The sequence below is a fragment of the Pseudomonas sp. URMO17WK12:I11 genome, assembly GCF_007677725.1.
In the GTDB taxonomy this organism is placed as follows: domain Bacteria; phylum Pseudomonadota; class Gammaproteobacteria; order Pseudomonadales; family Pseudomonadaceae; genus Aquipseudomonas.
Genome location: NZ_VEDF01000002.1, coordinates 206315 through 232962, shown reverse-complemented (window position 1 = coordinate 232962; position 26648 = coordinate 206315). Strand labels below are relative to the sequence as shown.

25 protein-coding genes are annotated in these 26648 nt (G+C 63.6%); 11 read left to right on the top strand and 14 right to left on the bottom strand.

The genetic code is table 11. From position 1 onward, the window contains the following. Positions 1-27: 27 nt before the first annotated feature. The gene (gene rimK, locus FS665_RS04340) at positions 28-933 is read right to left on the bottom strand and encodes a 30S ribosomal protein S6--L-glutamate ligase (protein ID WP_145183967.1); all 906 of its coding nucleotides are present in this window, start codon (positions 931-933) and stop codon (positions 28-30) included. Continuing rightward, positions 930-1412: an ATP-dependent zinc protease gene (locus FS665_RS04335; protein WP_145183964.1), complete on the bottom strand. Its 483-nt coding sequence runs from the start codon at positions 1410-1412 to the stop codon at positions 930-932. The genes rimK and FS665_RS04335 overlap by 4 nt, the downstream gene beginning before the upstream one ends. 109 nt (positions 1413-1521) lie before the next feature. On the opposite strand from FS665_RS04335, the gene FS665_RS04330 reads away from it, so the two are divergent. After that, on the top strand, positions 1522-1923 hold the full coding sequence (locus FS665_RS04330; RefSeq protein WP_145183961.1) for an RNA-binding S4 domain-containing protein: 402 nt from the start codon (positions 1522-1524) through the stop codon (positions 1921-1923). A gap of 36 nt (positions 1924-1959) precedes the next feature. Here the strand turns inward: FS665_RS04330 and FS665_RS04325 are convergent, their stop codons facing one another. Further along, positions 1960-2754: a phosphatase PAP2 family protein gene (locus FS665_RS04325; protein ID WP_145183958.1), complete on the bottom strand. Its 795-nt coding sequence runs from the start codon at positions 2752-2754 to the stop codon at positions 1960-1962. A gap of 119 nt (positions 2755-2873) precedes the next feature. On the opposite strand from FS665_RS04325, the gene hslO reads away from it, so the two are divergent. From hslO to FS665_RS04310, 3 genes are all read left to right on the top strand, one after another. Next, positions 2874-3773 carry an Hsp33 family molecular chaperone HslO gene (gene hslO, locus FS665_RS04320; protein WP_145183955.1) on the top strand — a complete coding sequence of 300 codons (900 nt, stop codon included), beginning with the start codon at positions 2874-2876 and terminating at the stop codon, positions 3771-3773. A 179-nt stretch (positions 3774-3952) separates the two neighbouring features. Then, positions 3953-5500 (top strand): phosphoenolpyruvate carboxykinase, encoded by a 1548-nt coding sequence (locus FS665_RS04315; RefSeq protein ID WP_145183952.1) that lies wholly within the window; start codon positions 3953-3955, stop codon positions 5498-5500. A 144-nt stretch (positions 5501-5644) separates the two neighbouring features. Then, a complete protein-coding gene (locus tag FS665_RS04310) occupies positions 5645-6085 on the top strand; it encodes a thioesterase family protein (protein ID WP_145183949.1) in 441 nt (146 codons plus the stop codon). A 51-nt stretch (positions 6086-6136) separates the two neighbouring features. On the opposite strand, the gene FS665_RS04305 is transcribed toward FS665_RS04310, so the two are convergent. The 3 genes from FS665_RS04305 to fdhD all read right to left on the bottom strand — a co-directional run bounded on the left by FS665_RS04305 (position 6137) and on the right by fdhD (position 10015). Continuing rightward, positions 6137-6619: a glycine zipper domain-containing protein gene (locus tag FS665_RS04305; protein ID WP_145183946.1), complete on the bottom strand. Its 483-nt coding sequence runs from the start codon at positions 6617-6619 to the stop codon at positions 6137-6139. Positions 6620-6833: 214 nt separating this feature from the next. Further along, a complete protein-coding gene (locus tag FS665_RS04300; RefSeq protein ID WP_145183944.1) occupies positions 6834-9179 on the bottom strand; it encodes an FdhF/YdeP family oxidoreductase in 2346 nt (781 codons plus the stop codon). Positions 9180-9184: 5 nt separating this feature from the next. Continuing rightward, a complete protein-coding gene (gene fdhD / locus FS665_RS04295; RefSeq protein WP_145183941.1) occupies positions 9185-10015 on the bottom strand; it encodes a formate dehydrogenase accessory sulfurtransferase FdhD in 831 nt (276 codons plus the stop codon). 176 nt (positions 10016-10191) lie between these two features. On the opposite strand from fdhD, the gene lysM reads away from it, so the two are divergent. After that, positions 10192-10632, top strand: a complete 441-nt coding sequence (lysM, locus tag FS665_RS04290) for a peptidoglycan-binding protein LysM (protein ID WP_145183938.1) — start codon at positions 10192-10194, stop codon at positions 10630-10632. A gap of 60 nt (positions 10633-10692) precedes the next feature. Here the strand turns inward: lysM and yrfG are convergent, their stop codons facing one another. Then, a complete protein-coding gene (gene yrfG, locus FS665_RS04285; RefSeq protein ID WP_145183934.1) occupies positions 10693-11355 on the bottom strand; it encodes a GMP/IMP nucleotidase in 663 nt (220 codons plus the stop codon). 64 nt (positions 11356-11419) lie between these two features. On the opposite strand from yrfG, the gene nudE reads away from it, so the two are divergent. Then, positions 11420-11986: an ADP compounds hydrolase NudE gene (gene nudE, locus FS665_RS04280; protein WP_145183931.1), complete on the top strand. Its 567-nt coding sequence runs from the start codon at positions 11420-11422 to the stop codon at positions 11984-11986. Further along, positions 11983-12801 carry a 3'(2'),5'-bisphosphate nucleotidase CysQ gene (gene cysQ, locus FS665_RS04275; RefSeq protein ID WP_145183927.1) on the top strand — a complete coding sequence of 273 codons (819 nt, stop codon included), beginning with the start codon at positions 11983-11985 and terminating at the stop codon, positions 12799-12801. The genes nudE and cysQ overlap by 4 nt, the downstream gene beginning before the upstream one ends. A gap of 167 nt (positions 12802-12968) precedes the next feature. Here cysQ and FS665_RS04270 read toward each other — a convergent pair whose 3' ends face one another. The 5 genes from FS665_RS04270 to rfbC are packed head-to-tail and all read right to left on the bottom strand — an operon-like array spanning position 12969 to position 18079. Continuing rightward, positions 12969-13424, bottom strand: a complete 456-nt coding sequence (locus FS665_RS04270; RefSeq protein ID WP_145183924.1) for a YiiD C-terminal domain-containing protein — start codon at positions 13422-13424, stop codon at positions 12969-12971. Then, positions 13424-14830, bottom strand: coding sequence for a sigma-54 dependent transcriptional regulator (locus FS665_RS04265; RefSeq protein WP_145183921.1), 1407 nt, complete (start codon positions 14828-14830; stop codon positions 13424-13426). Before FS665_RS04265 ends, FS665_RS04270 begins: the two co-directional genes overlap by 1 nt. Further along, a complete protein-coding gene (locus FS665_RS04260) occupies positions 14827-16641 on the bottom strand; it encodes an ATP-binding protein (protein WP_145183918.1) in 1815 nt (604 codons plus the stop codon). The genes FS665_RS04265 and FS665_RS04260 overlap by 4 nt, the downstream gene beginning before the upstream one ends. 38 nt (positions 16642-16679) lie before the next feature. Further along, positions 16680-17540 carry a dTDP-4-dehydrorhamnose reductase gene (gene rfbD / locus FS665_RS04255; RefSeq protein ID WP_145183915.1) on the bottom strand — a complete coding sequence of 287 codons (861 nt, stop codon included), beginning with the start codon at positions 17538-17540 and terminating at the stop codon, positions 16680-16682. Continuing rightward, positions 17537-18079 (bottom strand): dTDP-4-dehydrorhamnose 3,5-epimerase, encoded by a 543-nt coding sequence (gene rfbC, locus FS665_RS04250; protein WP_145183912.1) that lies wholly within the window; start codon positions 18077-18079, stop codon positions 17537-17539. The genes rfbD and rfbC overlap by 4 nt, the downstream gene beginning before the upstream one ends. Positions 18080-18298: 219 nt before the next feature. Between rfbC and aguA the strand changes: the two genes are divergently transcribed. The 3 genes from aguA to FS665_RS04235 all read left to right on the top strand — a co-directional run bounded on the left by aguA (position 18299) and on the right by FS665_RS04235 (position 21496). Then, positions 18299-19405: an agmatine deiminase gene (gene aguA, locus FS665_RS04245; protein ID WP_145183909.1), complete on the top strand. Its 1107-nt coding sequence runs from the start codon at positions 18299-18301 to the stop codon at positions 19403-19405. Between the two features lie 178 nt (positions 19406-19583). Beyond that, a complete protein-coding gene (locus FS665_RS23640) occupies positions 19584-19781 on the top strand; it encodes a hypothetical protein (RefSeq protein WP_145183905.1) in 198 nt (65 codons plus the stop codon). Between the two features lie 395 nt (positions 19782-20176). Next, positions 20177-21496: an OprD family porin gene (locus FS665_RS04235; RefSeq protein ID WP_145183902.1), complete on the top strand. Its 1320-nt coding sequence runs from the start codon at positions 20177-20179 to the stop codon at positions 21494-21496. Positions 21497-21544: 48 nt separating this feature from the next. Here the strand turns inward: FS665_RS04235 and FS665_RS04230 are convergent, their stop codons facing one another. Continuing rightward, a complete protein-coding gene (locus tag FS665_RS04230) occupies positions 21545-22939 on the bottom strand; it encodes an ATP-binding protein (RefSeq protein WP_145183899.1) in 1395 nt (464 codons plus the stop codon). A gap of 1 nt (position 22940) precedes the next feature. After that, positions 22941-23660, bottom strand: a complete 720-nt coding sequence (locus tag FS665_RS04225) for a response regulator (RefSeq protein ID WP_145183897.1) — start codon at positions 23658-23660, stop codon at positions 22941-22943. Between the two features lie 157 nt (positions 23661-23817). Between FS665_RS04225 and FS665_RS04220 the strand changes: the two genes are divergently transcribed. Continuing rightward, positions 23818-26097, top strand: a complete 2280-nt coding sequence (locus FS665_RS04220) for a TonB-dependent siderophore receptor (protein WP_371921223.1) — start codon at positions 23818-23820, stop codon at positions 26095-26097. The last annotated feature ends 551 nt before the right edge of the window (positions 26098-26648 follow it).

Sequence of the window (26648 nt, the reverse complement as noted above, 5' to 3'; positions counted from 1 at the left end):
AAAGCGCGACCGGGCCGCTCGTTCGGTTCAGCCCTTGCCCTTGGTGCGGGTCTGGTTCGGCACGCCGTGCTTTTCCAGATGCTCGATGATCATGCCTGCCACATCCTTGGAGGTGGTCACTTCGATGCCCTCCAGGCCCGGTGAAGAATTGACTTCCATCACCAACGGCCCGTGGTTCGAGCGCAGGATATCCACGCCTGCCACGCTCAGGCCCATCACCTTGGCCGCGCGGATCGCCGTCATGCGCTCCTCGGGGGTGATCTTGATCAGGCTGGCCACGCCGCCGCGGTGCAGGTTTGAACGAAACTCCCCTGGCTTGGCCTGACGCTTCATCGACGCGATCACCTTGTCGCCCACCACGAAGCAACGGATATCGGCGCCGCCCGCTTCCTTGATGTACTCCTGCACCATGATGTTCTGCTTCAGGCCCATGAACGCCTCGATCACCGACTCGGCGGCCTTGGTCGTTTCGCACAGCACCACGCCGATGCCTTGGGTGCCTTCGAGCACCTTGATCACCAGGGGCGCGCCATTGACCATCTGGATCAGGTCGGGGATATCGTCCGGCGAATGCGCAAAGCCGGTGATCGGCAGGCCGATGCCGCGGCGTGACAGCAACTGCAGCGAACGCAGCTTGTCACGCGAGCGGGCGATCGCCACCGATTCGTTCAGTGGGTAGACGCCCATCATCTCGAATTGGCGCAGCACCGCGCAGCCATAGAACGTCACGGAAGCACCGATGCGCGGGATGACCGCATCGAACCCTTCCAGCGGTTTGCCTCGGTAATGGATCTGCGGCTTGTGGCTGGCAATGTTCATGTAGGCCCGCAAGGTATCGATCACCACCATTTCGTGGCCCCGCTGGGTGCCGGCTTCGACCAGGCGGCGGGTGGAATACAGACGCGGATTGCGCGAAAGCACAGCGATCTTCATGCAGCACCTGTGACAGGAGAGAGGGTGGCCGGATAGGCCGGTTTGTCTTGCACGTATTTGAGCCCCGGGTTGACCACAAGTTGCCCCTGGATGAGGGCTTTGGAGCCCAGCAGCAGGCGGTAACGCATGCTCTTGCGGCACGCCAGGGTGAATTCGATTTCCCATACCGCATCGCCCAGTGCCAGCGCGGTGCGAATGACATAGCGGATTTGCGCGTGACCGTTGGAGCTCTTGATGGTTTTCATCGTCACCAGCGGTGCCTCGCAGCGGCGATGACGCAGCTGCACCACCGAGCCCAGGTGCGCAGTGAAGCGGACCCAGGGCTCGCCGTCGCGCTCGAAGGGCTCGATGTCGGTCGCATGCAGACTGGAGGTGCTGGCGCCGGTGTCGATCTTGGCGCGCAGGCCGGCGACGCCAAGGTCGGGCAGCGCCACCCACTCGCGCAGGCCGATCACCGTCAGATGGTCAAATTTCTTCACTAAGCACACCCTGTGGGTAAGGTGGTGAACTGTAAGCAGGCCCGCGACTTTTTGCATCCGTCCGTTACGGTAGTACAGTTCGATGAACGACTGTATTCGAGGAAACGACATGGCACAAAAAGCCGAGGACGACGACAAGGTCCGTCTGGACAAATGGTTGTGGGCGGCGCGCTTTTATAAAACCCGCGCCTTGGCCAAGGCGGCCATCGAGAGCGGCAAGGTGCATTGCCGCGGCGAGCGCTGCAAACCTGGCAAGGAGCCACGGGTGGGCGATGAATTCGTGCTGCGCACAGGTTTCGATGAGCGCACCGTGGTGGTCAAGGCACTGTCGCTGGTGCGCCGGGGTGCGCCTGAGGCGCAGACGCTGTATGAGGAAACCGAAGCCAGTATCCAGCGCCGCGAACAGGCTGCGCAGTTGCGCAAGGCCGGGGCGATGGGAGTGACCACCGATGGGCGACCGAACAAGAAGCAGCGGCGCCAGATCCATCAGCTGCATGGCAGCTTCGAGTGAAAGCAGACGGGGCCGCGCTGCGACCCCGTCGTACAGTCAACGCATCACGGCCAGGCGGCCGATCAATGGTATCTTGCGGCCCAGGGCGAACAGCGGCGCCGTCCAGCGCACCAGCGCCGCACTGCTCTTGGCCGCCAGCGGCGTGTGACAGCTCCAGCCCAGCGCCAGCACGGCCATCAGCAGACCGCCGATGTAGTCGTCCTGCCCCCAGTGCGCGCCCGCTACCAGGCGCGGCAGCATGAACAGCAAGGCCAAACCCCAGATCACCAGGTATTGCACCAGGCGCCGGCTGAACAGACTCATGAACAACGCCCAGATCAACAGCACCGAGGCGTGATCGCCTGGGAAACTCTTGCTGGAGCGGTCTTTCAATTCCCAGGCCTTTTCCAGATTCGGGTAGTAGTCGCTCAGGTGCACGGCGTTGTCGAACACCATGGACGGGCTGTCATGCTGCCAACCCATTGCATCGACCCACTTGGAAAACAGCGCGCGAATCACCACTAACAGGATCAGCGTGACCAGAAAGGCAAAGAACGCCTGACGCACCTGGCCTGCCTTGAACACCCAGTCGCCACGGATCAGCACGGCGAGCAGGATCAGGCCGACGACGATGTCGAACGGGCGCAGGCTGCCAACCGTCCAGATCGTGCGCCACAGCGTATTGTCGGCCAACGGTGCGTTGAGGCTGTGGAACAGCCACTCGTCGAAAGTCAGGCACAAGATCTGGCCAAAAGGCCACAACCAGAAACACAGTAGGGCGATGGGCAGCAGCGTGCAGACTGCCAAAGGACCCCAGGACCACCTTGCTTGGAACAGCGGTGGATTGTCCATAAAATACCTCTATTTCAAACAGGACCCGGAGCGTCTCAAGAACGCTCCGCCATTGGACATCGGCAAATCCGACGCCCGATGTAACCATTTTGTCATCATTTTTTAGATAGCCAAAACCTATGAGCGATATGCCAGATACCGATTTCACCCAACGTTTCATCTTCGACGAGCGCGATGTGCGCGGCGAGTGGGTGTCTCTCGATGACAGCTACGCCGCGGTGCTGGCGCGTCATGCTTATCCACAACCGGTGCAGACCCTGCTCGGCGAGCTGATGGCCGCCACTTCCCTGCTGGTCGGCGCCATGAAATTCGACGGCTTGCTGATTCTGCAGGCGCGCTCGGCCGGGCCGATTCCGCTGTTGATGGTCGAATGCTCAGGTGAGCGCGACATCCGCGGCATGGCCCGCTATGAGGCCGAGCAGATCCCGGCCGATGCCACTCTTTCGCAACTGATGCCCGACGGCCATCTGACCTTGACCATCGACCCGGTCAAAGGCCAGCGCTACCAGGGCACCGTCGATCTCGACGGCGCCACCCTGTCGGAGTGCTTCACCAACTACTTCGTGCAGTCGCAGCAACTCAATACCCGTTTCTGGCTCAATGCCCAGGATGGCAAGGCGCGTGGCTTGCTGCTGCAGCAGCTGCCGCGCGATCGCCAGCCTGACGATGAGGAGCGCGAGGAAAGCTGGCAGCACGTGGTGGCATTGGCCAGCACACTCAAGCCCGAGGAGTGGAGCCTGGACAACGAAACCCTGCTGCACCGCCTGTACCACGAAGACGCCGTGCGCCTGTTCGATACCCACCCGCTGCGCTTCAACTGCAGCTGCTCGCGCGAACGTTCCGGCAATGCTCTGGTCAGTTTGGGCGAGCAAGATGCCAAGGCACTGGTCGAGGAGTGCGGCGGCAAGGTCGAGATCGATTGCCAGTTCTGCAACGAGCGCTATTTCTTCGATGCGAGCGATGTGGCGCAACTGTTTGCCGGTGGCGGCACAGAAGCGGCGTCAGAAACTCGCCACTGAAACGTTTAACTACAGGGGAATCTCCTGTCGAATTGCGCAAAAGCGCAGATCTGACAGGAGGGGCCTACTTTTTTTGGGCGTTTCTGGCATAATCCGGCCACTTTTTTCGCTGTAGTAGTTTTTTCGAGACAACTACAAAACGTTTGGAGCACTCGGCCTCGGGCCGGATGGGGTATCTCATGACGCAAGCCAACAACACCGTGTACACCGACCTGAGCGTCGATAAGCTGGTTGAAGAAGCGCTGCAACGCGGTGAAGGCGTGCTGGCCGATACGGGCGCACTGGTGGTCGAAACCGGCCATCGTACTGGCCGCTCGCCGGCAGATCGTTTCATCGTCGAAGAACCTTCCACCCAGGACGCCATCGCCTGGGGCCCGATCAACCGCAAGTTCCCGGCCGACAAGTTCGATGCCCTGTGGGCTCGCGTCGAGGCGTTCAACAACGCCCAGGATCACTTCGTTTCCTACGTTCACGTAGGGGCTGCTGCCGAGCACTACCTGCCGGTGAAAATGACCACGCAAACCGCCTGGCAGAACCTGTTCGGCCGTTGCCTGTTCATCAACCCCGAGCCAGGCCAGTTCAACCCGGCCGGTCGCGACCAGTGGCAGATCCTCAACGTCGCCAACTTCGTCTGCGAACCTGAGCGCGACGGCACCAACTCCGACGGCTGCGTGATCATCAACTTCGCCCAGAAGAAGGTGCTGATCGCTGGCATGCGCTACGCCGGCGAGATGAAGAAAGCCATGTTCTCGGTGCAGAACTTCTTGCTGCCGGCCGCCGACGTGCTGCCGATGCACTGCGCTGCCAACATCGGCGAAGAAGGCGATGTGACCCTGTTCTTCGGCCTGTCCGGTACCGGCAAGACCACCCTGTCGGCCGACGAAAGCCGCTACCTGATCGGCGATGACGAGCACGGTTGGGGCGAAGGCGTCGTGTTCAACATGGAAGGCGGCTGCTATGCCAAGTGCATCGACCTGTCCGAGAAGAACGAGCCGGTCATCTGGAAAGCCATCAAGCATGGCGCTGTGCTGGAAAACGTCGTGCTCGACGCCAACAAGCATGCCGACTATGCCGATGTCAGCCTGACCCAGAACAGCCGCGCGGCCTACCCGCTGGAGCACGTTGCCAAGCGCGCCGAAGCCAATCTGGGTGGCGAGCCTAATGCGGTCATCTTCCTGACCTGCGACCTGACTGGCGTGCTGCCACCGGTATCGATCCTGAACAACGAGCAGGCGGCCTATCACTTCCTGTCCGGCTACACCGCGCTGGTTGGTTCTACCGAAATGGGTTCGGGCGGCGGCATCAAGTCGACCTTCTCCACCTGCTTCGGCGCCCCGTTCTTCCCACGTCCTGCTGGCGAGTATGCCGAGCTGCTGATCAAGCGTATCAACGCCTTCGGCTCCAAGGTCTACCTGGTCAACACCGGTTGGACCGGCGGTGGCTACGGCGTGGGCAAGCGTTTCAGCATCCCGACCACCCGTGGTGTGATCGCTGCCATCCAGAGCGGCGCTCTGGTCGGCGCTGAAACCGAGCACCTGGACATCATCAACCTGGACGTGCCCAAGGCCGTTCCGGGCGTTGATACCGAGCTGCTCAACCCGCGCGCGACCTGGGCAGACAAAGCTGCCTATGACGAGGCGGCTCAGGGCCTGGCCAAACTGTTCATCGAAAACTTCAAGAAGTTCGAAGTTTCCGACGCCATCAAAGCCGCCGGTCCTCAGCTCTAAGCTGGCGCCAGCAGCACCCAGAGAGCCGCCCTTCAGGGCGGCTTTTTTTTGGGCGGCGTTCGCTGCGCAGGGCAGCAGTCTCTGCATCGGTCGGCATTTTCTGTTTCACTGTCGGCACCGATTGTGAAGACAGGCGCTCAACCGATGACCGAATCCCCCGGCCGCACGGCCTTCCTGCACTTTCACCCGATCCTCACGCGACCGCAGGATAACGACCTCAACGGCCATATCGCGGGCGCCACGGTGCATGGGTTTTTCGAAGCCGCCATCCAAGCGTTTCTGCTCGAGCAGGCGGACCTCGACCTGCGCGACGGCGAGCTGGCTGCGTTCGTGGTCAGCTCGGCCGCGGACTTCTTCGCCCTGCCGGGATTTCCGGACGTGCTGGAAGTCGGCCTCGGCGTGACCCGCCTGGTCGGCAGCACGGTGGAATACCGCCTGGCCCTGTACCGCCCGGGTGAAGCGGATGCCTGCGCAGCGGGCAGCGTGGTCCAGGTGTTCATCGAGCGCGCCAGTGGCCGCCCGGTGCCGCTGCCAGAAAGCCTGCAGACACGGCTCGCAGGTTTACGCCTGGATCCGCAGGTATGAAAAAGCCCCACCTTCTGGGTGGGGCTTTCGACCTGCAGCTGCGCTGAGCTATCAGTGGCGCCCGTGGCGCTTATGCTTGCGATGGCCGTAGTGGTGGCCACGGTCCCAGTGGCGACGGTCGTCGTCGTAGCCGCGACGGTAGCGACGGTTCTCGTGGCGCTCGTCTTCATCGGCCTTGTTGCCCATGTAGTTACCCAGCGCGCCACCAGCGCCGCCGCCTGCGGCTGCACCGATGTAGCTACCGGTGGTGCCGCCGACCGAGCGACCGACCACGTTACCGCCGGCAGCGCCCAGCGCACCGCCGATTGCCGCTTCGCCACGCTGACGCTTGTCGGCACCCAGGGCACCGCCGGCAGCGCCGCCCAGGCCTGCGCCGATGGCGCCACCGGTGCTACCGCCGATGGAGTTGCCCACGACGGAGCCGAGTACCCCACCCAATGCGCCGCCAATGCCGGCCTCGGTGGAGCCGCCAGCCATGGCAACGCCGCTGAGCAAGCTGAAAGACAACAACAGAATCGAGGAGTACTTCTTCATCAAGAGAGCCTCAGAGGGATGACGAGGCGAATTTGCAGCGATGGCGGGCGCCTGGCAACGAAAATCCGACGAGTAACACGAGTTGTACACAATTAGCTAAGTTGTTGTATTTGCTATGAAACTTAAACCATTTTCGGTTGTCCTAGGTAATTAGGACAAAGCCCTGAACCTCGCGGTACAGGGCTTTTTTCGTGGTTGCGCAACCTACCGGGCGTTACACGATCCGGCCGTTGTCCGAGGCACGCTCAAGCTTGATCGCGACGAATTTCGAGGTCGGCGTGTGGCTACCTTCACCGATGCTTTCCAGCGGAATCAATGGGTTCACTTCCGGATAATAGGCCGCCGCTTGCCCGGCCGGAATATCGAACGCCAGCAGGGTGAAGCCCTGCACACGGCGCACATGCTCATCACCCCAAAGTGAAACGATATCGACCTTCTGCCCCGGCTGAAAGCCCAGGCGGATGATGTCGGCTTCGTTGGCGAACAGCACGTCGCGCTGGCCGCGCACGCCACGGTAGCGATCATCGAGGCCATAAATGGTGGTGTTGTACTGATCGTGAGAGCGCATCGACTGCATGATCAGGTCAGGCACCTGGCCGCTGGCCCGTACGCGCTCGTCGAGCAGGGTGTCCGGAAGCAGGTTGGCCTTAAAGTTGGCGCGGCCGCTGGCAGTCGTCCACTGACGGCTACCGGCGCTGTTGCCCAGGTAGAAGCCACCGGGGTGGGCCAGGCGCTGGTTGAAGTCGGCAAAGCCCGCAATGGTGTCGCCGATCAAGTCGCGAATGCGCGCGTAGTCGGCCACCAACCAGTGCCAATCGACCGGCTGCTTGCCCAGGGTCGCGGCCGCGATACCGGCCACTACGGCAGGCTCCGAACGCATCTGCGTGGACAGCGGCTTGAGCTGGCCATTGGAGGCGTGGACCATGCTGAAGGAATCTTCCACGGTCACCGCCTGTGGACCTTCGGCTTGCAGGTCGATGTCGGTGCGGCCCAGGCACGGCAGGATCAGCGCCTGCTTGCCGTGGATCAGGTGGCTACGGTTGAGCTTGGTACTGATGTGCACCGTCAGCTCGCAGTTGCGCAGGGCCTGGGCAGTGCGCTCGGTGTCCGGCGTGGCTTGGGCGAAGTTGCCACCGAGGCCGATGAACACCTTGGCGCGGCCGTCGAGCATGGCGTGGATCGCCTCGACCGTGTTGTGGCCGTTATGCCGGGGTACGCGGAAGTTGAAGCGTTTCTCGATGGCATCGAGCAGGGCCACCGGTGGACGTTCGTTGATGCCCATGGTGCGGTCGCCCTGGACATTGCTGTGGCCGCGCACCGGGCACAGGCCGGCGCCGGGTACGCCGATATTGCCGCGCAGCATCTGCAGGTTGACAATCTCCTGGATGGTCGGCACCGAGTGGCGGTGTTGGGTGATGCCCATCGCCCAGCACATGATCACTCGCTTGGCGCGGCAGTACATGCGTGCGGCCAGCTCGATGTCGGCAAGCGCCAGCCCGGACTGCTGCTGGATGTGCTCCCAGGACGTGGCATCGACAGCCGCCAGGTATTCGTCTACCCCATGGCCGTGTTCGGCGATGAACACATGATCGAGTACGGCCGCTTCACCCTTGGCCTGCGCTTCACGCTCCCATTGCAGCACAAACTTGGCCATGCCGCGCAGCAGCGCCATGTCGCCGCCCAGGGCCGGGCGGAAGAACGCGGTGTTGGTCGGACGGTCGCTGTTGGTGAGCATCTCCAGCGGGTTTTGCGGGTGCTGGAAGCGCTCCAGGCCACGCTCCTTGAGCGGGTTGACGCAGACCACCTGGGCGCCGCGCTTCACGGCATCGCGCAGCGGGTCGAGCATGCGCGGATGGTTGGTGCCAGGGTTCTGGCCCCAGACGAAGATGGCATCGGCATGCTCGAAGTCATCGAAGGTCACGGTGCCTTTGCCGACCCCGACGCTTTGCCCCAGGGCCACGCCGCTGGCCTCGTGGCACATGTTCGAGCAGTCGGGGAAGTTGTTGGTGCCATAGGCCCGCACGAACAGCTGGTAGAGGTAGGCCGCTTCATTGCTGGCCCGGCCCGAAGTGTAGAACTCCGCCTGGTCCGGGGTGGCGAGTTTGTTCAGCTCGCGGGCGATCAGGGCAAAGGCCGCTTCCCAGCTGATCGGCTGGTAGCGATCGCTCAGAGGGTCGTAGACCATCGGCTCGGTAAGGCGTCCTTGATACTCCAGCCAGTAATCGCTTTGCTGGAGCAACGCGCTGACGCTGTAGCGCGCGAAGAACGCGGCATCTACCCGGCGTTTGGTGGCTTCCCAGTTGACCGCCTTGGCGCCGTTTTCGCAGAACTTGACCATGCCGCTTTCGGGCGAGTCGCCCCAGGCGCAGCCGGGGCAGTCGAAACCGCCGTTCTGGTTGGTCTTGAGCAGGGCACGGATGTTCTTCAGTGCGTTGTCACTGCCCACCCAGGCCTTGGCCACGCTGCGCAACGCACCCCAGCCGCCGGCGGGGCCGTGGTAGGGCTTGTAGCGAGGGGTGGAAGCTGGGGCGTTGTCTGGAAGTTGCTGGTACGAGGTCACGACAGTTACGACTCCGCCGCTGGGCTGTAGACCCGCGGTGCGCTGTGTTTGGGCAGATGAATGAGGTTGAGGTTGTGCTTGCGCGCCCACTGCAGGGCAAGGCCGGTGGGCGCAGAAAGGCTCACCAGGGTCTGGATGCCGGCACGCAGCACCTTCTGGATCAGCTCCAGGCTGCAACGGCTGGTGACAATGGCCAGGCCGCCAGCGGTGCCGATGCGCTGGCGCAGCAGGGCGCCAATCAGTTTGTCGAGGGCGTTGTGCCGGCCGATGTCTTCGCGGCCCATCAGCAGTTCGCCTGCGCCGTTCATGAACAACGCCGCGTGTACCGCGCCGCAGTGCTGGCCCAGCGGCGTGAATGCATCGATGCGCTCGCGCAGGCCGACCAGCCACTGCGCCGGCGGCAATGGCGCGCCAGGCAAGACCGACAAGTCCGGCAGGGCCTGTTCCAGGGCCTCGACCCCACATAGGCCGCAGCCGCTGGTACCGGCTAGCTGGCGGCGCTGGTTCTTCAGGTTCCAGAACGCGCGGCTGGAAATTTCCAGATCGGCGTACAGCGCCGAGCCGCTGCCCGAGAGCTTGAGGTCGTAGATTTCTGCGGTGCCGTCGACAATGCCGCTGCCGACGCTGAAACCCACGGCGAAGTCTTCGAGGTCGGTGGGGCTGACCAGCATCACTGCCTGGTTGAGGCCGTTATAGACGATGGCCAGGGCAACCTCTTCGGCCAGCGGCGTGCAGGCACCCTGAGCGTCGCTGAGCTGGACGTAGTCGTAGGTGTTGCTGGCGGCCGGCAGGGCCAAGGGTGTGGAGGCAGTGCAGACCGGCGGTTTGCTTGGCATCGTAGGCGGACGGTTGGCGGCTGTTTGATAGCACAAGCCTAGGCCGCGACGGCGCGCGCGTCTAATCGCTAGGGTCTATGCCCTGATAGACCGCGTCGATTGGTCGCAGCCAGGCGCAGGTGGCGATCATGGCCTAGACTTGCGGATCCAAGGTTTACCTCAACAAGGAGCGCACCATGAGCCTGTTCAGTTTCGTCAAGGAAGCCGGTGAGAAATTGATCGACCTGCTCACGCCGGGCAATGCCAAGGCCGAGGAGCAGTTGAAAAAACACGTGGAAAATGTCGGCCTGGGTAACCCTAACATCACCGCCACGGTCGAGGGCGACAAGGTCATCCTCAAAGGCGAGGTTGCCAGCCAGGAGGAGAAGGAGAAAATCATCCTCGCCGCCGGCAACATCGAGGGCGTGGCCAGCGTCGACGATCAGATTACCGTGACCGGGCCGGTGGCCCAGGCCGCGCGCTTCGTCACCGTGGAAAAGGGCGATACCCTCAGCGCGATTTCCAAACGCGTGTACGGCGACGCCAACAAATACCAGAAGATCTTCGAAGCCAACCAACCGATGCTCAAGGATGTGAACAAGATCTACCCGGGGCAGGTGCTGCGTATTCCTGACTGAGCGGCGTCCACCTGTACTGCGGGCCGGCCTGGTTGAAGCTGCGCTGGCCCGCACAGGCCCTCAAAGCCCTGCCAGCAAATCCCGATAATCCTCAACTGCGGCAAATTCCTCGGTGTCGCGCGGCTGCGCCTTGCTGTCCGGCAGGCGTACTGCCAGCAGGTGCTTGACACCGAAGCGCTGGGCACTGCGCAAGATCGACAAGGTGTCATCGATGAACAGGCTGCGCTGCGGATCGAAACCGATGTCCGCTTGCAGGGCATCCCAGAATTGCGGGGCTTCTTTCGGGTAGCCGTAGTCATGCGAGCTGATCAAACGCTCGAAATACGGGGCCAGCTCGACCCGTTCCAGCTTCAACGACAGCGAATCGCGATGGGCGTTGGTGATCATTACCACGCGCTTGCCGGCTGCGCGGATGGCTGCCAGAAACGTGTCGGCATCGGGACGCAAGGCGATCAGGTCGGCGATCTCGCGCTTGAGCTCGCGGATCGGCAGCTTCAGTTCGCGGCTCCAGAAGTCCAGGCAATACCAGTTGAGGGTGCCGGCATTGCGCGCGAACAGCGGCTCCAGCTCCATTTGCGCCATGGCCCGGCTGACGCCGTGCAGCTCGGCGTAGCGCTGGGGCAGGTGGTCGAGCCAGAAGCGGTTGTCGTAGTGCAGGTCGAGCAGGGTACCGTCCATGTCCAGCAGAACGGTGTCGATGTCGGACCAGGTAAGAACAGGCATGGGAAACTCTCGATCAGTCGGCAAGCCACGGTATAGTAACCCGTTCACGCCAAGGAGCTGCCCCATGCGCCAGAAACCCACTGTCCTCAGCCGCGAAATCGTCGCCAGCAGCCGCCTGTTCCGGGTCGAAGCCGTGCAGTTGCGCTTCAGCAACGGTGTCGAGCGCACCTATGAGCGCCTGGTTGGCCGCGGCAACGGCTATGGCGCAGTGATGATCGTGGCCATGCTCGACGCCGAGCATGCCGTGCTGGTCGAGGAATACTGCGGCGGTACCGACGAATACGAGCTGTCGCTGCCCAAGGGTTTGATCGAGCCCGGCGAGGACGTGCTCGCCGCAGCCGACCGCGAGCTCAAGGAAGAAGCTGGCTTCGGCGCTCGCCAACTGGAGCACCTGACGGAGCTGTCGCTGTCGCCAGGTTACATGAGCCAGAAAATTCAGGTGGTGCTGGCCAGCGACCTCTATGAAGAACGCCTGGAAGGTGATGAACCTGAGCCGATGCGGGTCGACAAGGTCAACCTGCGCGAGCTGTCGGCGCTGGCCATGCACCCACAATTCACCGAAGGGCGGGCGCTGGCAGCGCTGTACCTGGCCCGCGACTTGTTGATTCAGCGGGGGCTGTTGGCAGCATGAACGATCAACGACTGATGCATGCAGTGGTCGACCTGGCGCGCCTGGCCGGTGAGGCCATCCTGCCGTTCTGGCGCGCCGAGGTGGCGGTGACGCAGAAGGCCGATGATTCGCCGGTGACTGCCGCCGACCTCGCCGCACACCGGGTCATCGCCGATGGCCTGCAGGCCCTGGCGCCGCAGGTTCCAGTGTTGTCGGAAGAGGACTGCGAGATCCCGTTGGCCGAGCGCCAGGGCTGGAGTCGTTGGTGGTTGGTGGACCCGCTCGATGGCACCAAGGAATTCATCGCCGGTAGCGAGGAATTCACCGTCAACATCGCCTTGATCGAGAACGGCGAGGTGGTGTTTGGCGTGGTGTCGATGCCTACCAGCGGCCGCAGTTATTTTGGCGGTCGTGGCCTGGGCGCCTGGCGCGCCGAAGCGCACGGCGAGGCAGTGCCGATCCAGGTCCGTTCAGCGCCGCCGGCGGGCACCGGTTTCACGGTGGTGGCGAGCCGCCGGCATTCGAGCCCTGAGCAAGAAGCCTTGCTGGCTGGCTTGAGCGCTGCGGTGGGCGAGCTGCAGTTGGCCAACATCGGCAGCTCGCTGAAATTCTGCCTGATGGCCGAGGGCAGCGCCGACTGCTACCCGCGTCTGGCGCCGACCTCGCAATGGGACACGGCTGCCGCCCAAGGTGTGCTCGAAGGTGCTGGAGGCGAAGTCATTGACGTCAGTGGCCAGCCACTGCGCTATCCGCCACGCGAATCGCTGCTCAATCCGTTCTTCCTGGCCCTGCCTGGCGCTGCGCCATGGCGCCAGGCGTTGCTGGATTTGATCTGACGCGTTCAATCTCCAAACCCATGACGATGTCCTTGTGGAAGCGGCCTCGCGTCGCGAAAGCGCCGCGCTCACAGAAAAACGTTGAGTGCAGGAATCGATGAAGACAGTCGCCCTCACGGCGGGGCGCGCTGCCTTGGCAAGACAGCTGCTCGCGCGACTGAGGGCTCTCAGCGGTGCAGCACGTACTGACCGCTGAAGGTCACGGCAGGCTCGTCGCTGCCGGCATTGCTGACCGTGGTCGCCAGTGTCAGTCGGGCCCGCCCGCGGCGTTGGTAGAGCGTCACAAAGCGCTCCCAGGTTTTGCTATCCGGCGCCTCGCAGCGTGCGATCGCAGCGCCAGTGACCGGCAACGGATAAGCGATCTGGCCTTCCTGGATCACGATATGCCCGTCATCGATACCCAACTCCCGCAAGCGCAGGTGCAGCCAGCCCCAGCCGGCCAATACCGCCGCGCAATACAGGCTGCCGCCAAACATGGTGCTCTTGTGGTTGACGTTGGCGGCCAGGGGCAGTTGCAGGCGCAAGACGCCTGCCTGCCAGTCGATCACTTCCAGGCCCATTTCCCGGGTCAGCGGGATATCGCCGTGCAGCACGGCTTGCAGATAATGGCTGTCAGCGCTCATCAACGATGCTCCTCATGGTCGTCAGTGCCGCTGCTGGCGCCCTCGAAATGCAGGCCATGCTTGCGCAGCTTGTCGTGCAGCGTCTTGCGCGGTACCCCCAAGGCTTCGGCGAGGCTGCGCATCGAGCTGTGCGGCTGGGCCAGCTCCGCAGCGATGAGGGAACGTTCGAATTGTTCGACCTGCTCGCTCAGGTTGCCCGCCAGCATCGGCGCTGCGCTTGCCGCCGCTGCCGGCGCCTGGCCGTCGAGCGCCAGCTCCAGGCCCAGGGCGAAACGCTCGGCAGCGTTTTGCAGCTCGCGCACATTGCCAGGCCAAGGATGGCGCAGCAGCTGGGCGCGCTGGGCCGGCTGCAGGCTGTGCGGCGGCAGGCCGTGGCGCTGGCTGGCCGCGTCGGCGTAGTGCTGGAACAACACCAGGATGTCATCGCCGCGATCACGCAACGGTGGAATGCGCAGCGGTGCGACGTTCAGGCGGTAATACAGGTCGGCGCGAAAGCGACCCTGATCGGCCGAAGTACGCAGGTCTTCCTTGGTCGCCGCAATGATGCGGATATCCAGCGCAATGAGCTGGTTGCCGCCCAGCCGCTCGACCACACGCTCCTGCAACAGGCGCAGCAACTTGACCTGCACATCCAGGCTCATGCTCTCGATTTCGTCGAGGAACAACGTGCCGCCGTTAGCGAACTCGAATTTGCCGATCCTGCGTTTCTGCGCGCCGGTGAACGCCCCTGGCTCGTGGCCGAACAACTCGCTTTCGACCACCGATTCTGCCAGCGCACCGGCATTGATCGCCACGAACGGCCCATCGCGCCGGCTGGACAGATCGTGCAGGGCGCGAGCCACCACCTCTTTGCCGGCGCCGGTTTCGCCCAGGATCAGGACATCGGCGCGCGTGCCGGCCAGTGCGCCAATCTGCTCGCGCAGGCGCTGCATCGCCGGCGAGTGACCCACCAGGCGCGTGGCCAACTGCTGGCGGTCGCTCAGGGCCAGGCGCAGGCTGCGGTTATCCAGCACCAGGCGGCGCAGGGCCAGGGCGCGGCGGACACTGTCGAGCAGGGCATCGCTGGCGAAGGGTTTTTCCAGAAAATCGTAGGCACCGGCGCGCATGGCCTGAACCGCCAGCGGCACATCGCCATGGCCGGTGATCAACAACACCGGCAATTCGCTGTCGCGCCCGTGCAGTTGCTCGAGCAGTTGCAGGCCATCGATGCCTGGCATGCGAATGTCGCTGACCACCACGCCCGGCCAGTCCGGCTCGATGCGTTCGGCCAGGCCTTGGGCGTCGGCCAAGGCCACGACCTTGAGGCCGGCAAGGTCAAGGGTCTGGCTCAGCGCCTGGCGCAGGTGTGGATCGTCATCGACCAGAATCACCTGGGCCTGGCTGTCGATGTAAGGCTCGGTGGTCATGCCGAGGAATCCTCCGAAGTGGGCAAGGTCGCGCCGGGTGCGGCCGTGCGCAGTTGCAGGGTAAGCAGGGCGCCGCCTTCAGGGTGGTTGGCCAGCAGCAGTTCGCCGCCCAGGGTGCGCATCAGGCTTTCGCAGATGGCCAGGCCCAGGCCCAGGCCCTGGGTGCGCGTCTTGGTGGTGAAGAACGGCTCCTTGGCATGCTCCAGGGCCTGGCGGCTGAAGCCTGGGCCGTTGTCGCGAATGTACAGGTAGACGTACTCGTCACGCTTTTCGGCACTCAGCCACAGGCGTCGCGGGTTGGCCTTTTCGGTCAGGGCATCGAGGGCATTGGCCAGCAGGTTGCCCAGCACCTGGCGCAGCCGGGTTTCGCCAGCCTGGACCCACAACGTGGCTTCGGGCAAGTCGCGAATCAGCTCCACGGCCATCGCCCGGCGGCGCTTGGCCAGCAGCGCCAGGGCGTCGTCGAGTGCCGGTTGCAGCGCCACGCTTTCCGGGGCATGGCGGTCACGCCGGGCGAAGGCGCGCAGGTGCGCGATGATCGAGGCCATGCGCCCGGTCAGCTCGCCGATCAGCTTGAGGTTGCCACGCGCATCGTCGGTGCGCTGGTGATCGAGGAGGATCTCGGCGTTTTCCGCGTAGCTGCGAATCGCTGCCAAGGGTTGGTTGAGCTCGTGGCTGATGCTCGCCGACATGGTGCCAAGCACCGACAACTTGCCGGCCTGGACCAGTTCGTCCTGGGCGCGGACCAGCTCTTGCTGGGCATTCTCACGCTCCAGCACGGCGCTTTTGAGCCGGGTGTTGAGGCCTTCGAGAGCGGCGGTACGCTCGACCACGCGCTTTTCCAGCTCCTGACGGCCGCGGGCCTCGAAATCGATGCGGTCGATGTAGTGGCGCCGCCGCTGCATCACCAGGCCGGCGAGCAGCATCAGCATCAGCAGGCCGCCACCGCCGATGGCCATGACCGTCTGCACCGAGCGGTCGACCAGCTGGCGCGGGGCGAGGATGCTCACCTGCCAGGCGGTTTCCTTGATGTCGCGGGTCTGGGTCAGCCAGGCGTCCTGGTTCAGCACCAGCGGCTGCGGGGCCTGGGTCGGGTAGGGCTGGATGGCGATGATCGCCTGGCGCTCGGCCTCGCTCAGCGGGCGGGTGGCACGGAAGCGCCAGTCGGCGCGCGAGGTGAGAATCACCACGCCGTTGTGGTCGGTCAGCAGCAGCTGCTCGGGGGTATTGCCCCAGAGGGTTTCGGTATGGTCCAGGTCGACCTTGACCACCAGCACACCGACGATGCGCTCGCGGTCGCGCACCGCTGCGGCGAAGAAGTAGCCGCGTTTGGCCGAGGTCGTGCCCTGGCCGAAGAAGCGCCCCAGGTGCCCGGCCATGGCTTCGTTGAAGTAGGGGCGGAAGGAGAAGTTGCGGCCCACGAAGCTGTCTGGCTTGTCCCAGTTGGAGGCCGCCAGGGTATTGCCGCTGACGTCCATCAGGTACATCACCTCGGCGCCGGTCTGCTGGACGATGCCTTTGAGCAAGCGGTTGGCATTGGTCACCGCTTCGAGACGAAATGGATCGGCCAGCACGCCACGCAGCGCCGGCAGGTCGCCGAGGATCTGCGGCAGGGTTTCGTAGCGATGCAGCGTGCCGAGCAGGTTGGCGACGTAAAGGTCGAGGGTCTGGCGATTTTGCGACGCCAGTTGGTCATGGTAGTAACGCTCGGCCAGGTGGTGCAGCGGCCACAGCAACGGGGCCAGGCACAGCGCCAGCAGGGCCAGGCTGCGCCAACGGGGGCGGCGAGGGGGCGTGGGTTTTGCAATCATCGCTTACGTGCGCCAGAAGGGTCTGGCGCAATTATGCGCTACTTCAGGCAGTCGATCAGTGCCTGCTGCCAATGCGGCAGGCGCACGTCCCATTCGCGGCTCAGGCGCGAGCAGTCCAGGCGCGAGTTCAGCGGGCGGCGTGCCGGTGTCGGGTAGTCGCGGGTGGCGATCGGCTGCAGCGCGGCGCAGGGCAGGCCGCGTGCCTTTAGCTGGGCGCCAATGGCCTGGGCGAAGCCGAACCAGGAGGTCTCACCTTGGGCCGTCAGGTGATAGATGCCCCAGGCGCCGGCCTGGCCCGCCTGCCAGCGCTCGATCAGGGCGGCGGTGGCGGTGGCGATGCTGGCGGCCCAGGTGGGGGCGCCGACTTGATCGTCGACCACGCGCAGCTCGGGCCTTTCCTGCAGCAGACGTTGCATGGTCAGGAGGAAATTACGCCCATATAACGAGTAGACCCAGCTGGTGCGCAAGATCAGGTGCTCGCCGCCAACAGCGGCAATCGCCTGTTCACCGGCCAGCTTGCTGCGGCCGTATACCCCCAGCGGGTCGGGCTGGTCCTCTTCGCGGTAAGGGCTGGCCTGGTTACCATTGAACACATAATCGGTGGAGAAGTGGATCAGCGGCGCGCCCAGGCGCTGCGCCTCCTCGGCCAGCACCCCTGGCGCCTCGGCGTTGATCGCGAAGGCGGTGTCAGGCTCCTGTTCGGCCTGGTCGACGGCGGTGTAGGCCGCCGCATTGACGATCAAATCCGGGGCAAGCTGTCGCAACGGTTCGCGCAGCGCCTGCGGGCAGCTCATGTCGAGCTGCGCGCGGCCCATTACATGCACCTCGCCGAACCCTGCCAATGGCCCGCGCAGGGCCTGGGCGACCTGGCCGTTATGGCCACACACGAGAATTTTCATGGGAACAGGTCCGCCTCCTTGAACAGCGGCGCCGCCTGATCCTTGGCCGACAGGATCGGGTTATCCACACCCCAGTCGATGGCCAGTTCAGGGTCGTTCCAGCGAATCGAACGCTCGGCGCTGGGGTTGTAGTAATCGGTGGTCTTGTACAGGAAGTCGGCGGTGTCGCTCAGTACCAGAAAGCCATGGGCGAACCCTGGCGGAATCCAGAATTGACGATGATCTTCGCCACACAGGCGGGTGGCGACCCAACGCCCAAACGTCGGTGAGCTACGGCGCAGGTCCACGGCCACGTCGAGCACTTCGCCAGCGACGACGCGCACCAGCTTCCCTTGTGGGTTGTCGATCTGATAGTGCAGGCCACGCAACACGCCACGCTGCGAGCGTGAATGGTTGTCCTGAACGAAGCGTGCATCGAAGCCCGTCAGTTTCAGGAATTCACGGGCATTGAAGCTCTCGAAGAAAAAGCCGCGGCTGTCACCGAACAGCTTCGGCTCGATGATCAGGACATCTGGAATAGCGGTTTCAATGATATTCATGGAGAAGTCTTCGGTAAGTATGCTGCGATTATAGCGGAGGCGTCAAAGCCCTCTCATCCGTGGTGAAGAATCGATTGATATCGATCAAAACATTTCATAAAGCGTGCATTCTGATCTGTAACGCTTTCAAGGCCGATATTTATCGGTTATAAATCAGCTTTCGCGTACAGCAGCGCCTACCCATCCACCAGCGGCCTAGGGCCTACCCAGAGGTTACCCATGAAAACCCTCAACTCCACCCCCCGCGCCGACGGTTTCCACATGCCCGCCGAGTGGGCTGCGCAAAGCCAGGTCTGGATGGTCTGGCCGGAGCGCTCCGACAACTGGCGCCTGGGCGGCAAGCCGGCGCAGGCGGCGCACGTTACCCTGGCCAAGGCCATCGCGCGTTTCGAGCCGGTCACCGTGGGCGTTTCCGCCGGCCAGTACGAGAACGCCCGGCGCCAGCTCGACCTGCCCAATATCCGCGTGGTCGAAATCAGCAACGATGACGCCTGGGTGCGCGACACCGGCCCGACCTTCGTGATCAACGACCAGGGTGAGGTGCGTGGCGTGAACTGGGGCTTCAATGCCTGGGGCGGTTTCGACGGGGGCTTGTACGCACCGTGGAACCGTGACGAAGCGCTGGCTGCCAAGGTGCTGGAGATGGAGCGCTGCCAGCGCTACCACACCGAAGGCTTCGTCCTCGAAGGCGGCTCGATCCATGTCGACGGCGAGGGCACGCTGATCACCACCGAAGAGTGCCTGCTCAACCGCAACCGCAACCCGCACCTGACCCGCGAGCAGATCGAGGAGGTGCTGCGCGAGCACCTGGCGGTGGACACCATCGTCTGGCTGCCTGATGGCCTGTACAACGATGAAACCGACGGTCATGTGGATAACTTCTGCTGTTACGTCCGCCCAGGCGAAGTGTTACTGGCCTGGACCGATGATTCCAACGACCCCAACTACGCACGCTGCCATGCCGCCTACGAGGTGTTGAAGAACACCCGCGATGCCAAAGGCCGTGAGTTCGTGGTGCACAAGATGCCGATCCCCGGCCCGCTGTTCGCCACCGCCGAAGAATGTGCAGGCGTCGATCAGGTGGCCGGCAGCCAGGAGCGCGACCCGTCGGTGCGCCTGGCCGGCTCCTACGTGAACTTCCTGATCGTCAATGGCGGCATCATCGCGCCAAGCTTCGACGACCCGGCAGATGCCCAGGCCAGAGCGATCCTGGCGGAAATCTTCCCGGAGCATGAAGTGGTGATGATCCCCGGTCGTGAGCTGTTGCTGGGCGGCGGCAACATCCACTGCCTGACGCAGCAGCAACCGGCACCGGTCAAGCGCTGAGCCCATCGTGCACAAGAGCCCGTCGCCTGACGGGCTTTTTTTTGCCTGGTCTGCCTGGCGCTGCCCAGCTGGCATACCTTTTGTATTGTTTTCAGCGGGTTACCTGTTAGGCAGGTCGCTCGGTACTGTAACAATGACGACGTAGATTAGCCGCTCACGGGCCCAGGAGTATGTGCACATGAACGCAGCAAGTGAGACGGCTTTGCGCCCATCGGCAGTGAATCACCAATCGCTCAGGCTACTGATGCAGTGGTTGAGACACCATGGAGGCAAACGGGTCAGGACGACCGACCCACGACGTCTGCTTGTCGGCCGCTATCCTGCAGGGCTGATCAGCGAAGCTGAGCTGGATGCGCTGCTGGGGGTCTGGCACTGACCAGGGCAGGAGCCCGCCCCATCAAAACGCCACCGCCTTTGCGGTGGCGTTTTCGTTTGTACAGCGTGACACCGGCACAGGTTAACTCGGAGACTTCCTACAAAAGATAAAAAGACTGGCGATTGCCACATGTGGCAAGAAAATGCACCAGCCGCGCTGGATAATTTGGTTATAACAACCTGCATTTCACGACTTTTTGACATTTGTAATCGCAGGCGGCTAGGATTCGGCCAACGCTTGCTGGCCACCCTTGGCCATGCTGCTGCGAAAGCCCCGGCAAACTGAGTAATGGCGGGGCTTTCAGTTGGATCCGCATAGCGTCGAACCTACGAAGGGGCGTTGGTTCCTGGCGTAATAGTGCAAAGCGTTTTTGATTTAGAAATAAGGAAAACAACATGTTGAAAACCAGCATCAGCCTGGTCGCGCTGGCGATGATCGCCGCCACCCAGGCCCAGGCCAACGATCAGGCCGACAGCAAAGGCTTCATCGAGGACAGCCACGCAAACGTTCTGCTGCGTAACGCGTTCATCAACCGTGACAAGAAGCACGGCACCAATGACCAGTCCCAGTGGGGCCAGGCCTTCATCGCCAACTTCTCCTCCGGCTTCACCCAGGGCACCGTCGGTGTCGGCGTCGACGCATTCGGCCTGTACGCCCTGCGTCTGGACGGCGGCAAAGGCCGTAACCAGGGTGGCGGCGTCGACTTCTTCAAGCGCTCCGATCCCACCTTCGACGGCGAAGAGACCAACGCACCGCACAACCTGGCGCGCGCTGGCGCCGCCGTGAAGTTCCGCATCTCCAACACCGTGCTCAAGTACGGTGACCAGATGCCTGCGCTGCCTGTGCTGCAATACGACGACGCCCGTCTGCTGCCAGAAAGCTTCACCGGCACCTTGATCACCTCCAAGGAAATCGAAGGCCTGGAGCTGAACGCCGGCCGCTTCACTCAGGAAGCGCGCAAGAGCGCCGAGCGCCGCGACGGTGGTGGCCTGAAGTCGATCAACGTCTTCGGCGGTAGCTATAAGTTCACCGATAACTTCACCGCTTCGCTGTACACCGCCGACAACGAAGACGTGATGAAGAAGCACTACCTGGGCTTGAACTACGTCTTCCCGATCGCCAGCGACCAGTCCCTGACCCTGGACTTCAACGGCTACAAGTCGGACATCGACAACAAGTACGTGCGCGCTGCTGGCCTGAACGGCGACTCCAACACCATCTGGAGCCTGGCCGCCACCTACACCTACGGTGCGCACTCGTTCACCCTGGCGCACCAGCGCAGCACCGGCAGCACCGGCTACAACTACGGCTGGTACCAGAACGAAGGCGGCGTGGGTGACGGTGGTTCGACCATCTACCTGGCCAACTCCTACTGGTCCGACTTCAACGCCGAAGACGAGCGCTCCTGGCAGCTGGGCTACGGCCTGGACTTCGGCGCCTACGGGATTCCCGGCCTGACCTACAAGCTGGCCTACGTGGTGGGTGACAACATCAACACCCGTAACGTGAACAACCCGCAGGGCTTCGGCGAAGGTAAAGAGCGCGAGATCTTCAACCAGGTTCGCTACGTGGTTCAGGAAGGCCCGGCCAAGGATCTGTCGATCAAGCTGCGCAGCTCGTTCCTGCGTACCAATAACGCTGTTCGCCAGAACGGCTACAACGACGACGGCAACGAAGTACGTGTGTTCGTCGAGTACCCAATCAGCATCTTCTGATACTGAGCGGATGGACCAGCAGCCCCGGCCTATGCCGGGGCTGTTTCGTCAGGGGCGGGCGCCGTCCGTGGCGGCTGCTCGGGGCAGGCACACACTGACCCGCAGGCCGCCGCCGTCGCGGTTGCTCACCTGCAGGCTGCCGCCGTGGCTGCTGGCGATGCGCTGGGCGATGCTCAGGCCCAGTCCGTAACCGCCCGAGGCCTGGTTGCGTGAGCCTTCGCCGCGCACGAAGGGGTCGGTGATGGTACTCAGCAGCTCAGGTGCAATGCCTGGGCCGCGGTCGTCGATGTGGATACAGACCTCGCTGGCGCCAGACGCCAAGGTCACCGACACCTCCTTGGCATAACGCAGGGCATTGACCACCAGATTCTGCAGGCAGCGTTGCAGCAGCAGGGCATCGACGTGCAGGCTGCCCGCGTGGCCCTGCACCGGCAGTGGCTCATCAGCGCTGGCAAGGTCCGCACACAGGCGGGCCACCAGGCGGTCGAGGTCGACGTTGCGCAGGTGCTGCTGCTCGCCGGCGCGCAGGTAATCCAGCACCTGGCCGATCATGTCGTCCATCTGCGTGATGTTGTGGCGCAAGCGCTCGCGCTGCTCATCGTCTGGCAGCCGTTCCAGGCGCAGGCGCATGCGCGTCAGCGGGGTGCGCAGATCGTGTGACACCGCCGCGAGGAAATACGCCTTGTCGTTGACCATGGCGATCAGCCGTTGCTGCATGGCATTGAACGCCTGCGCGGCCTGGCGCACCTCCTCCGGCCCCTCCAGCGCCAGCGGCGGCTGCTCGAGGTTGCTGCCCAGCCCACGCGCCGCGTCGGCCAGGCGCCGCAACGGGCGCAGGCACAAGCGCACCGCGATCAGGCATACCAGCAGCACGGCAATGATGCGCAGGGCATACACCCGCAACAGATAATCACTGATCAACACCCAGGCCGACTCGCCGCTCCAGCCCTGCAGCTCCTGGCCATCGACGCTCAGCCAGTGGCCGTCGGCCAAGCGCACGGCGAACTGGATATGCGCCTGGGCAGTGCGCAGGCCGAACAGGCTGCGCCAGACGATCGGCTGGCCCGACTCATCGGTCAGCCGCACCTTCAGCAGGCGCACCTCCTGGGCCTGGCCAAGTTCGTACTGCAAGGCCTGTTGCAGCAGCTGCTCAACGCGGCGACGGCCACGGCGTTGGTCTTCCTCTACCGCCGGCGCGCTTTCGGCGCAGCGCAGCTGGTAGTGCGCCGGCACCTGCAGGCTGTGCGCATCGCACTGGGCCTGGGCAATCAACGGGGCACTGCGCGCGGCCATCAGCCGTACCGGCGCTTCCAGCACCTGGGCAAAACGCACGTCGAACCAGATGCTGCTCGACATCAGCTGGATCACCACGGTACCGCTGACCATGATCAGCAGCAGTTGGCCAAACAGCGTGCGGGGCCACAGGCGGCGCAGCCAGCGCATGTCAGTGAGGCGCCTCGCTGCGGACGATGCTCAGCAGGTAGCCTTCGTTGCGGATGGTCAGGATCTGCACCTCGCCAGCCGGCGCGCGGCGCAGCTGCTGGCGCAGGCGGCTGATGCACATGTCCACCGATCGGTCGTCGGGGTGATGGTCACGGCCGAATGCGCTACGCGTCAGTTGATCGCGCGAGACTACGCGGTTGTTGGCTTCGAGCAGCTCGCGCAGGACCCGGTGATCGGAGCGCGGCAGGGTCAGGGTTTCGCCGTCCGGGCAGGTCAGCAGGCGCTTGACGTGATCGAGGCTGAAACCTGCGAAGTGCTGCGTCTCGGCGGCCGCTTCTTCGCTGGCGGCCTCCAATCGTTGCGGGCGGCGCAGCACGGCCTTGATGCGCGCGATCAGTTCGCGCGGCTCGAAGGGTTTGGCCAGGTAGTCATCGGCGCCGACTTCCAGGCCGATGATGCGGTCCAGCGTGCTGCCCTTGGCCGACAGCATGATCACCGCCAGGCCAGGCACGGTCTGCAAATGCCGGCACAGGCTGAGGCCGTCTTCGCCGGGCAGCATCAGGTCGAGCACCACCAGGTCGACCTTGTGGGCGGTCAGTTGCTCACGCATGCCGTCGCCGTCGGCTGCGGCCAGCACCCGATAGCCCGCATCGGTGAGGTAATCGCAAAGAAGTTCGCGAATCTCGTCGTCGTCATCGACGACCAGAAGGGTCGTGCTCATCAAAAAAATACCTGTCAGGGGAGGGCCGATTGGCTTGTTACGTTCGATTACATCCCCGTTACAAGCCGGGGATAGAGCAAAAGAGGCGGATGCCTAGAATCGTAACAAAAAATCATCTGCAAATACGAAGCCTTCCCAAATGAATCCCAAGAGCGCCATGAACGACTCCATTGCTGTTGTCCGCTGCGGTAGCCGCCTGCACCCGCTTGCCATCCTGGTCGCCATTGCCGTCAGCGGCAGCGCGGTGGCCGCCCAGGCCCAGCCCCTTGAGCTGCAAGCCACGCAAATTGACGACACGGCGCTGCTGTCGGCCGACGAAACCGGCCAGCTCGGCTATACCGTCGAAAGCACCCAGAGCTCCACCGGCCTCAAGCTGACCCCACGGCAAACGCCGCAGTCGGTGACCACCATCACCCGACAGCAGATGGACGATCGTGACGTTCGTTCCATCGAGCAGGCGCTGGATACTACACCAGGCGTCAGCGCGACCAAGTCCGAAGTCGGCGGGCGCACCGATTTCCGCGCCCGGGGTTACTCGATCAGCAACTGGAAGCTCGACGGTTTGCAGTTCCAGGGTGGCTCGGATTTCAACGGCGGCGGCAATGCGCTGAACATGGACCTCTACGAGCGCATCGATATCGTGCGCGGCGCCAATGGCCTGCTCGGCGGCACGGGCGACCCGTCGGCCACGGTCAACCTGATCCGCAAGGCGCCGACCCGCACCTTCGGCGGCAGCGCCTACGCCACCTACGGCAGCTGGGACAAACGCCGCCTCGGCGCTGACCTCAACCTGCCGCTGACTGAAGACGGCCGCCTGCGTTCGCGCCTGGTGATGACCCAGGGCGAGGCCAACTCGTTCCGCGACAACCAGTCCGAACGTTCCCGCGCGGCGCTGGCCAACTTCGAATTCGACCTCGACGACGCCACCACCCTCGGCGCTGGCTACCAGTACGAGTACAACAAGGTGGTCGGCGGCGGCTGGGGTGCGAACATCCCGCTGTGGTACCGCGACGGCAGCAAGACCGACCTGCCGCGCAGCACCAACGTGGTGCCGAGCTGGAGCTTCGGCGAGTACACCACCCGCACCGCCTTCGGCTCGCTGCAACACCGCTTCGATAACGATTGGACGCTGGACTTGAAAGCCGCCCAGAGCACCTCCGAGGTGCTCAACCACCGCGGCCTGGCCAAGGTCAACTCGGCCGGCCGTGGCAGCTATGGCGGCTACTGGAACCAGGACGGTAGCGGCGCCGTGCTCAATGGCCTGCACAGCTCCAGCGACACCACCCAGCAGTCGGCGCAGATCGATTTGTCTGGCCCGTTCCAGCTGTTCGGCCGCACCCATCAGGCGATGGTCGGCTACAACGACAGCCGCACCGTGGCCTGGTCGCCGCAATACACCTGCACCATGGTCGGCGCCACTCGTGCCAGCGCGCCGTCGCTGGGCTGCCAGTTCCGCGCCAACAACGGCTTGCCGATCAGCAACTGGGGCAACGGCGTAGACAGCGACTACGACATGATCGCCTCGCGCACCGGCCTGCACACCAAGACCACCACGCGCCTGCAAGGCATGTACGCCGCCACCCGCCTGAGCATCACCGACCCCCTGTCGGTCATCCTCGGCGTGCGCACCACCGACTACTCGGCCACTACCCGCAGCGTCGCCGGCGTGCGCAGCAACCAGCAGAACAACGGCATCGTCACCCCGTACCTGGGCGCGGTGTACGACCTCAACGACACCTACTCGCTGTACGCCAGCTACACCGACATCTTCAACCCGCAGACCAACGAAACGGCCAGCGGCACCCGCGTCGAGCCCATCCGTGGCCAGAGCTACGAAACCGGCATCAAGGGCGAATGGCTGGACGGCCGGCTGAACGCCTCGGCGGCGTATTTCCGCACCAAGCAGGAAAACAAAGCCGTGCTCGACGACGGCCAGCTCACGCCAACCGGCAACGATGCCTACAAGGCAGGCACCGGCCAGGAAACCGACGGCATCGACCTGGAAATCGCCGGCGCCCTGACCCCGAACTGGAATGTGTATGCAGGCTACACCTACCTGCACTTCCGCCGCGTCGACAGCGACGGCCGCAGCGACCCCTCGCACCTGTTCAAGGCCTCCACCACCTATCGCCTGTCCGGTGCGCTGGACCGCCTGACCCTGGGGGCTGGGGTGAAAGCGCAGAGCAACATCCGCGCAATCTCCAGCCCGGCTGGGCAGCCGGCGAATGGCGTGAGCAGCGGGGCGACTGATGTGAACTGGTCGGGATATGCGATCTGGAATGCCATGGCCAAGTATCAGCTGACGGATGACACCTCGGTGAGCCTGAACGTGGATAACCTCTTCGACAAGCATTACTACACCCAGTATGGGTTCTACGCAGGGGCCATCTACGGCGATCCGCGGAACATGTCGGTGTCGGTTAGCACGGCGTTTTAAAAAGGAGGAACGTCCACGCTCTTACGCGCGCGCGATCCCTGGGGGCAGGGGTGGCGCGCGCTTCGTGGTGCGGGGAGGTAACTGTCGCGCTCAGTCTCCAGGGTCCCCGACGGTCTACTTGTGATGGGGTGACCGCTTCGCTCAATGATCAAATCCAGAGCGATATTTTTTGTGGGGGCAACTGTCTTCCTCGATTCCAGAGTCCAACGCAGTTCCTGTGAGCGGGAGGGAAGCTCATGCCTTACAGGGAGTGGCGTAGTTGGCTGGATCGCATGAGCTAGCCGGGACCGCTTTGCGGCTCACCCCAGCTCTAGACCTTGCCCACCTGAAGATTGCTGGCGTCCAGGAACGAGGCACGACTAAAAAGGTGAGCCTTTCGAAATCGTGTGTGGCGGTACCAGACGAACGGGTTCTCACTGTGAGGGTAGGGGATTCGCGGGGCTGGAATTGGTGGATCTTGGGGTGTATCGCATTGAGTAGCTCTAAATAAATCAGTTCTTCACGGCTATTTGTGGAATCGAATCGGCGCGTAACGGCCTTGTCCTTCGTCG